Source organism: Loktanella sp. SALINAS62 (genome assembly GCF_018263905.1).
Lineage (GTDB): Bacteria > Pseudomonadota > Alphaproteobacteria > Rhodobacterales > Rhodobacteraceae > Loktanella.
In genome coordinates this window covers 19255-27115 of sequence record NZ_JAAFZU010000022.1, presented here as the reverse complement: position 1 = coordinate 27115, position 7861 = coordinate 19255, and the positions used below count along the sequence as shown (strand labels likewise).

Sequence of the window (7861 nt, the reverse complement as noted above, 5' to 3'; positions counted from 1 at the left end):
CCCCGCCATATCGACGCCGCGTGGTTCGTGCGCAGTGATCTTTCACGGTCTCTGGGATCGCTTGGCTATTGCAAACCGCTGATCCGGCGCGGCGCACTGGGGGCGATGCGCTATGACGAAACCGTCGCCATCGGAGAGGATTTCGATTTCTGCCTGCGGCTGCTGATGCACGGCCTGACCTTTCTGTTGTGGCCTGATCCGACCTATCTTTACCGGCGGCATGCGGCGTCGTTGTCGCACCGCCTGTCGGTCGATCACCTGCAACGGCAGATCGCCGCGCATGACCGGCTTGCCGACCGCGCCACCCATGCGGGGGCGTCAAAGCTGTCTGCCACACTCGTGGACCGTCGTCGGATGCTTGACCGCGCCATCGCCTATGAGCGGCTTGTGGCGGCGATCAAGGGACGACATGCGGTGACTGCCGTGGGGCATCTGTTGCGGCGGCCGGCCCTGATCACCGACCTGGCCCGCAGCCTGAGCGAAAGGCGGCAGCGCCGCCGCGCGGGCGTCCAGACGCGCCAGAGCGACGTGATCCACGTGCGCCTGATCGCGGACGGTCTGAGCCCGCCTGCAGCGGGTGATGCCGTTGACTTGACCGTCCCGCCCATGCCCGTGGACCGACCGGCCACGGGCCATGCCCAGCTTGCGGGTCGGCTTGCCGCACTTTTTGGCGAGGGTGCGCTTGACGTGACGGTGACCGGTGCGGACGCTCTTGTCGCGCTTGGCTATTTGCCGGGTGCGCGGCGGATCGCCGTGGACCTCTTGCCGGGAGAAGTGCTGCCCGATGTGGCGGTGTTGCCCCCGCTCGATGCGGTGACACCGGCCCCCTGATCACCAAGCAGGGTGCGGAACCCGACGTCGCGCGGGATGACGTCGGCCTGACGCACCTGCAGTTTGTCGCGCAGAATATCGCGCGCGATTGGCCCGACCCGGCCCCGCCCGGAAAAGGCAAAGCGGAGAGCGGCCAGAAATCCCCCTGCAGCCTTGTGATCGAGAAACAGGCGGTGGTCGCGCCGCTGCCGCACCTGTGCTGCCAAGGTGGAGATCGCAGCTCTCGCGGGCGCGCCTTCGGGAGCGCTTTGTGCATTGCGCATCAATGCATCGTGCAGGGCCGCAAGATCTGCCGCACCATGTGCTGCACTCAGCGAACCGGGCCGAACGATCGCGGCATAACCGACGCGTGGTAAAAGCATAAAACGCGCGCCAGCCAGAAGCGCACGTAGATAAAGGTCCACATCTTCGCCCAGACGCAACGTTTCATCGTAGCGCAGCCCATGCCGGTCGAGAAAAGCCCGTGACATCACGGGTTTCAGAAACCCCATCTCACCCCGTCTGCGACGGCCGGTGATGTTCCCGATGGCAAAACCGGCGGTATCGAGTGGCGTGGCCGTGGCCGGGACATCAAAGATGTGGGGGTCAAGCCGATCGGCCTGATCGTCCGACACAAAGGCGATGTCGTCCGCAGCCATGTCGTGGTCGGGCAGGTGCGCAAGGCGCGACAGCCGGTCGGGCAGAAAGAAATCGTCTGCGTCCAGCAGTGCGATCCAGGGACTGTGTGCTGCGTCGATCCCCCGGTTGCGCGCCCGTGCGGGTCCGCCGTTGGTATCCAGCGCGATCAGACGCACGCGCGGATCGTCGGCTGCCAGCTTGGCCACGAGATCGCGGGTCCCATCGGTCGAAGCATCGTCAACGACGATCACCTCGGCTGTTTGCGGCTGGTGCAGCGCCGACGTGACCGCCCGTGCCAGTGTCGCTTCGCCATTGTAGACGGCAATGATGATGGAAAAGCTGGGGTGCGTCATAGCAGCACAGGCGCCCGTGACGGCGAAAAATCAGCTGGATTTGCAACAGGGATAGGGTGGACGGTCAGGTCCTGTCGGTGTCGGACAGTGTTTTGGGCGTGGCCTTGCCGTCCGGCCCAGCCAGCCATCCCGGGCTGTGCGATTGGGGGTCGTCGTTGGTCTTTGCCTTGCGTGCCATGATCCCGATGAGAACAACATAAAGCACTTGGGCTGTGACCCAGACCGATACGGCCAGTCCGATCACGGCGTACCAGACCATGTCTGTCATCATGGCCGCGACAATGGCGGCGACGGTCGCAACCAAGCTTCCCATCAGGAAATAAGATAGACGCACGCACTGACCCCGATTCAACCCTAGGTGGTAAATAGCAGTGTCTTATTATGTGCGGAACGGTTTTAATGTTCAATCCTCCGTATCGACCAGTTTAGCTTCCATAGTTCAGATATGCGCTGACCTCGGGCTCGGCATAGCTGCGCAACTGCCGCAGGTTCACCTGGTTCAGCACGACGCCGACCATCCGGTCCCGCATCTCTGGTTCTGTCTTCAGTGCGCGCTGCAACGACACAAGGGGCGTGCGGCCCCATTGCGCCAGAAAGACGATCTGGTCGATGACGGGCATCAGTTCCCTGACGTCCACGGTGGGGCTGATCGCTGCGAGGTCAAGCACGACGGTCTGGTATTGCTGTGCTGCATCCATGATCAATTGAAGCATCTTGTCCGACCCGAGAAGTTCGCTCGGTTTGCCAATCCCGGCACTGCTATCCCATCCCAGGACATCGACCTCTGTTCCGCCAAGACGGACCAGCGACTGGCGCCAATCGACCCTGTTTTCCAGAACGTCCTCTATTTTTATGCCATTCCTGATCCCGACGGCCCGGCTCAGGCTGAGGCTTCGAACATCGCAATCCATCAGCAGTGTCGGTCCGTTCTGAAGCGATAGGATATCCGCAAGGTCGGTGCCGACATGCGTTTTCCCTTCACCGCTCAACAAGGAGGTGATCCCCAGAACCCCGCCTTGCCCGCCATTGGTCCGACCGATCGCGTTGCGCACCCGGCGCAACGTTTCGCAGTAGGGCGAATTGGGATCTGCGATACTGGCCAGCGGAAAGTCGATGACGGGCATCCCGACGGTTTCAGGCGTCGGGCGCGGACGCTCTTGAAGCGACTGGGCAAGTTCCTTGGCCCATTTTTTCTTTCTGTGGCCCTTCAGTGCCGCGACGGTGTTTGGTGCCAGCCTGTCGCGCCGGCCCAGCGAGGGAAGATAACCCAGAAACGGCTGGCCCAGTTCTTCGGTCACGTCCCGTTCGCTTCGTGCGCCGCGGTCGCGCCACTCCCGCCAGACAGCGTGGATTGTGCCGAACAGAAGCGCAAGGATCACGGCCAGCATGACCGCCCGCCGCTTGGAAGGTGAAATGGGATCGCGCGGCACATCGGCGGGGGTCAGGATGCGAACATTCGCAACCGGGAAAGAGGCAAGCTGCCCGGCTTCCTGCAACTCGACAAGAAACGCCTCGTGCAGTCGGGCGAGCGACTCTGCCCGTTGTTCCAGCAGGCGCAGTTCAACCAATGCGCGGGACGCTTCGTCATTTGTGGCGACTGCGGGGTCAAGAACCTGCTGCAGCGACGCCACCTGCGTTTCGGCAACTTCCAGTTCGCCGCGCGCAACCTCTACCTGCCGCTCCATCTCGGCATGCAGCCTGCGTGCGGCATCACCAAGCCGACGGTCGAGTGTCGCCAGCTGTGGATGATCGGGTCCGAAATCACGCACGATTTCCGCCCGCCGCGCCTGCAGGCTGTTGAGCGTTTCACGGAGCGTGTTGAACTGTTCATTGCCCGGAAGGCTGAGGCGCAGTGCGTCGTCCTCGAGCAGCGTTTCAGCGTCAAGCGCAAGGGCCGCCTCATAGGCTCTGACCCGGGCGCGCAGGCGCGCGGCCTCGGCACGGGCTTCGGTCAGTTCCAGGTTGAAGCGGTCCACATTGCCTTCGGATACCAGCGTGTCGCGGACTGTCATCAGATCGTTTTCAGACCGATATTGCTGAACGTCCATGGCGGCCTGACGTGAATCGGCCTCAAGCTCATCAAGCCGTTGCTGCAGCCATTCTGTTGTCAGGGCGCTGCGCTCGAAAGAGGCCGTCAACTGGTCGGTGACATAGGTGTCGGCGTAGGCGTTGACGATTTCTGCGGCCAGGACCGGGTCGTGCAGGTTAAAGGCGATGTTGATCGCGGTGCTGCGCCCAACCTGATACACATTGATCCCAGATTGCAGGTTTCGGGCTGCGGCCTGCCTTTGTGCCGCGTCCATTTCCGCCTCTGTCATCGGTGGGCCGGTGGGGGCGTCCTCTGCGGGCAGGAAAAGCGACACGACGAAATCGACCGCGTCGCGCGCTGCGCCCATCGCACTTTCTATCAGGGCGCTGGCCATAGCCACAGGGCGATCAGTGAAGCGGGGATCGTCCTGCAGCTCCAGCCGGTCGGTGACCTGCATGGCCAGTGCGCGCGACCGGAATATCTGCTCTGCGGTCTGGATTTCGTCGGCGGTCAGCGCGCCTTGGGCGCCGATCGCACCAATCGTTTCCGACCCGCCATCATCGGTTATCATCAGCGTTGCGGACGCGCGGAAGGTCGGCGGTGTGGTCACGGTGATTGCAATGGCGAGAACGCACATCACAAAGATCCACAGGGCAAGGATCGCACGCTGGCGGCGGAACCCGGCAAGGATGCGGTCGAAATCGATGACAGTGCCGGACTCTTTGGGTGGCGGTCCCTGATCCATCCGTCGGTCACTGTTACGCAAGGCGATGCCGAATTGATTCACGATCCGCCTCGTTCTGTTTCAATTGCGCCGGTTGGCGCGCCATATGGTTCGACACGGGCCAGACCGATTGCGTCGGCCAGGACGCCCGCATGCAATGCCCCACGGACCAGTGCCGTGTTGCGACCTGTCGCGACCGGCAGGGCCAAAAGCGCCGCACCCGCGCACCACGTCAGCTTGGCTGCCGAAACGGCTGCACGCCTGAACCGACCTTGCCCGTCCTGTGCTGCCAAAAGACTGCCGTGGGTCTGCCCCATCCGGTAGCGCCGCTGCAGCAACCATCCCAGCCGCGCGCGATCCGGCAGGACCGTCTCGGTCACTTCGGCATCGGGCACCAGCGCCAGGACTGCGCCGCGCTGCTGCGCCGCACGGAAAAACGCGGTATCTTCGCCCCCGGTTCGCCCGCGGGCGGGGCTGAAAAGCAGTCCATCAAAGGCCGCAGCCTTCAGGTCGATGATGACATTGCAAGAGTGACCCGCGATGGGCCGCCCATGCCGGTCGGTTTCGGGGCGGGTGTCGTGGCTTTGCGTCCGCGCCATCCAGCCCGGCGAATCCGGGGGATAGATCGCGCGCACCGGGCCGACGGCCGCATCGGCCCGCGATTCCGACACCGCGCGCAGAAGATTGTGATACCAGTCCGGCGGCGCCAGTTCATCGTCGTCGATAAAGGCAAGAAAGCGCAGGCCGCGCCCGCGCGCTGCCGCAAGGATCGCGTTGCGGGCGACCGATATGTTGCGCGCCGGGGCGTGGAGATAAATGACCGCGTGCGGGGATTGTTGCGCGAAATCAGCGACCAGTTCCTGCGCCGTCGGGTCTTCGTCATTGTCGGCCACAAGGATCATCAGTCCGCCCGGTGGCGCGCTTTGCTTTGCGAGCGTGGCCAGCGTGTCGGCAAGGCCCGGTCGCCGGAAGGTGCAGACGCCGATGGCATGACGGTTTTCGTCTGTCATTGGGATGTCTCCCTGATGTGGGGTCGGCTGACCTGCTGCGGTGTCAGGATGAAGTGCCAGAACCCGGCTGACCATGCGAGATGCATCACACCTGCGGCGATGCCAGTCAGCATCCCGGCCCTCACCCCGGCGCGGCCGCGCGCCACGATCTGCCCGGCGATAAGGCAGGTCACGACCCATACGAGTGCCGGGACAGCGAACCCTGCCCAGACCGGGGTGAGCGCGGCAAGAGACACCAGCGGTGCCAGTGCGATGACGATCATCTGGCGTAACCGCGGCCGGATGCGGTGCTTGCACATCGTTGCAGCCCTTCCGGCACCGAACCGGGCGTATTGTCGGGCAAGGGCGCGGAACGAGGCACGCGGGATATAGTCGATGTGGGTCCGCGCGGTCTGCCAGATTTCGCACCCCTGTGCGGCAAGTCTCAGGTCAAGCTCGGCATCCTCGTTATGGGCGAAGCCGGGATCGTAGCCGCCCACCGACCGGAAGGCATCAAGCTGCATCAGCGCATGATGCCCGTGGTCGACCTGTCGGCCGCCTGCGCCGGTCCGGTGGGACGCACCGCCGTTGCCAATGGGCGAATTCTGCGCCAGTGCGATGGCGGCTTGCGGCTGGCCGTCCCCGACCGCCCGCATCGCCACGACCACGCTGGGCGCACTGGTGGCTTCGGCCTCTGCGATCAGAACGTCGCAATAATTGTCGGGATAGCGGGCATGTGCGTCGATCCGGATCAACCATACCCGGCCGTCGCCATGACGGTCCACCGCGCGGTTTATTCCAGCACTCTGGATACGGTCGGGGTTGTCGATCAGCACGACCCGTCCTTTGGCCGCTGCCGGATGGGATCTGACGATGGCCTGCGTCCCGTCCGTCGATCCGCCGTCCGTTACCACGACGATACTGTTGCGCCCGGCTGCCGCCTCGCGTTCGGCAAAGGCACCAAATTGGTCCAGAAGCGCGCCGATATGCGCCGCCTCGTTCAGAGTCGGGATAACCACGAGCGCGCCGCTGTCGCGCCGTTCGGTCATGTCCTTGCCGCCTTGCCGATGGAGATCGCCTGCGTGTCACCTTCGCCACGCAGGCGGGCGACGAGCGCGCGCGCCGCAGCCGGTCCCGCGACCCAAGTCGATTGTGGCAGTGCTCGCTGCGCCCGGCACAAGCTGGCGTGCCGCGTGGGTGTGACGGTGGCCAAGGTGCGCGCCACTGCGTCGGGTTCAGTGCTGTCGAGCAAAAGGCCGATGCCGTGGCGCGCCAATTCATGACCCACCTCAGTTCCGGTAAGGGCGATGGGTGGCACACCGGACAACCCGCTTTCGTAGTAGCGATTGGGCAGAAGCCAGTCCGAATTTTGCCCCGCATCATAGCGGTCCACCAGCCAGGCAAGATCGACTTCGCCGTAGATCCGGGACAGGTCGTCGGGATAGGCATAGGCCCCGCCGAAGACGAGGTCCGGGTTGTTGGCGACCACGGTGTCGAATTCGGGGAGCTCGTCCCGCGCCGGACGGCCCCGCAACATGATCCGCAGCCGTCCGGGCGCGGCGCGGGTGGCGGCGTCAAGACAGTGGAGCGATGTCCGGCAGCGCAGAATGCCGAACCAGCCCACGACCAGTGGACCGTCCGGCTGCACCCGGCCCGCGCGGGCCGGTGCGACAAGGTTCGCGTCCTGCCCGATGACCACGCGGTTTTCGACCAGATGCACCGGGGGCGCTGTGGTCTGATACCGGTCGAAGTAGTTCCGCTTGAAGGCGGGTGAGGACACGATCACAAGGTCTGCACCCTGCATCAGTTTGCGTTCCGTGGCGCGCAAACCGCGGCCCAAGGCGTCGCCACGCAGCATGAGCCGGTGGATGTCGAGCACTTCGTAGACGACCTGTGGGCGCACCGGGCGCGCAAACCGGCGTGCGGCGGCAAGCGCCAGCGGCAGGGTTTCCAAGTTGCGTGCCAGAATGACATCCGGCCGACCTACGCCCTGCAGTGCGGCGCGAAGACCGATGCGCGCCTGAACGATGGCGCGCAGGCGTTGCCCCATCCGGGCATTCCGCGTCCGGCCCAGAACCCGTGCCGGGCCCGGAAGACGTCCGGCCTGCCGCCGGAAGCCGACAAGGTCGACCTTTGCATCGGCATAGGCCAGCATCGCCCGCCGCCGCCAGATCGCAGCATCATCCAGGTCATGGGCGAAATAAAGGATCCTCGTCACACGCTAAAGCCCCTGTCTCTTGGGTGCGGGATGCCCGTCCATACCGAACGGGCGCACCGCGGCTTTGGGCGCCACACCCTGTTTTGTTTGGCCAGCGGC

Annotated in this window: 6 protein-coding genes and 1 pseudogene; 1 reads left to right on the top strand and 6 read right to left on the bottom strand. The window is 64.5% G+C overall.

The window, feature by feature from the left end; translation table 11 throughout:
• A pseudogene (locus GZH79_RS07485) lies at positions 1-831 on the top strand (glycosyltransferase family 2 protein); the annotation flags it as partial.
• Here the strand turns inward: GZH79_RS07485 and GZH79_RS07480 are convergent.
• The 6 genes from GZH79_RS07480 to GZH79_RS07455 all read right to left on the bottom strand — a co-directional run bounded on the left by GZH79_RS07480 (position 726) and on the right by GZH79_RS07455 (position 7762).
• On the bottom strand, positions 726-1802 hold the full coding sequence (locus GZH79_RS07480) for a glycosyltransferase family 2 protein (protein WP_211643166.1): 1077 nt from the start codon (positions 1800-1802) through the stop codon (positions 726-728). The pseudogene GZH79_RS07485 and the gene GZH79_RS07480 overlap by 106 nt on opposite strands.
• A 64-nt stretch (positions 1803-1866) precedes the next feature.
• Positions 1867-2136 (bottom strand): hypothetical protein, encoded by a 270-nt coding sequence (locus tag GZH79_RS07475; RefSeq protein ID WP_211643165.1) that lies wholly within the window; start codon positions 2134-2136, stop codon positions 1867-1869.
• 91 nt (positions 2137-2227) lie between these two features.
• Complete coding sequence (locus tag GZH79_RS07470) at positions 2228-4618, bottom strand: GNVR domain-containing protein (RefSeq protein WP_211643164.1); 2391 nt, start codon at positions 4616-4618, stop codon at positions 2228-2230.
• On the bottom strand, positions 4615-5565 hold the full coding sequence (locus tag GZH79_RS07465) for a glycosyltransferase family 2 protein (RefSeq protein WP_211643163.1): 951 nt from the start codon (positions 5563-5565) through the stop codon (positions 4615-4617). The genes GZH79_RS07470 and GZH79_RS07465 overlap by 4 nt, the downstream gene beginning before the upstream one ends.
• Positions 5562-6593 carry a glycosyltransferase family 2 protein gene (locus GZH79_RS07460; protein ID WP_211643162.1) on the bottom strand — a complete coding sequence of 344 codons (1032 nt, stop codon included), beginning with the start codon at positions 6591-6593 and terminating at the stop codon, positions 5562-5564. Before GZH79_RS07460 ends, GZH79_RS07465 begins: the two co-directional genes overlap by 4 nt.
• Positions 6590-7762, bottom strand: coding sequence for a glycosyltransferase (locus GZH79_RS07455; protein ID WP_211643161.1), 1173 nt, complete (start codon positions 7760-7762; stop codon positions 6590-6592). Before GZH79_RS07455 ends, GZH79_RS07460 begins: the two co-directional genes overlap by 4 nt.
• Between the last annotated feature and the right edge of the window lie 99 nt (positions 7763-7861).

Excerpts from the sequence above, each read along its gene's own strand:
- GZH79_RS07480 (WP_211643166.1), bottom strand. The coding sequence starts at position 1,802 with ATGACGCACCCCAGCTTTTCCATCATCATTGCCGTCTACAATGGCGAA.
- GZH79_RS07465 (WP_211643163.1), bottom strand. The coding sequence starts at position 5,565 with ATGACAGACGAAAACCGTCATGCCATCGGCGTCTGCACCTTCCGGCGA.
- GZH79_RS07460 (WP_211643162.1), bottom strand. The coding sequence starts at position 6,593 with ATGACCGAACGGCGCGACAGCGGCGCGCTCGTGGTTATCCCGACTCTG.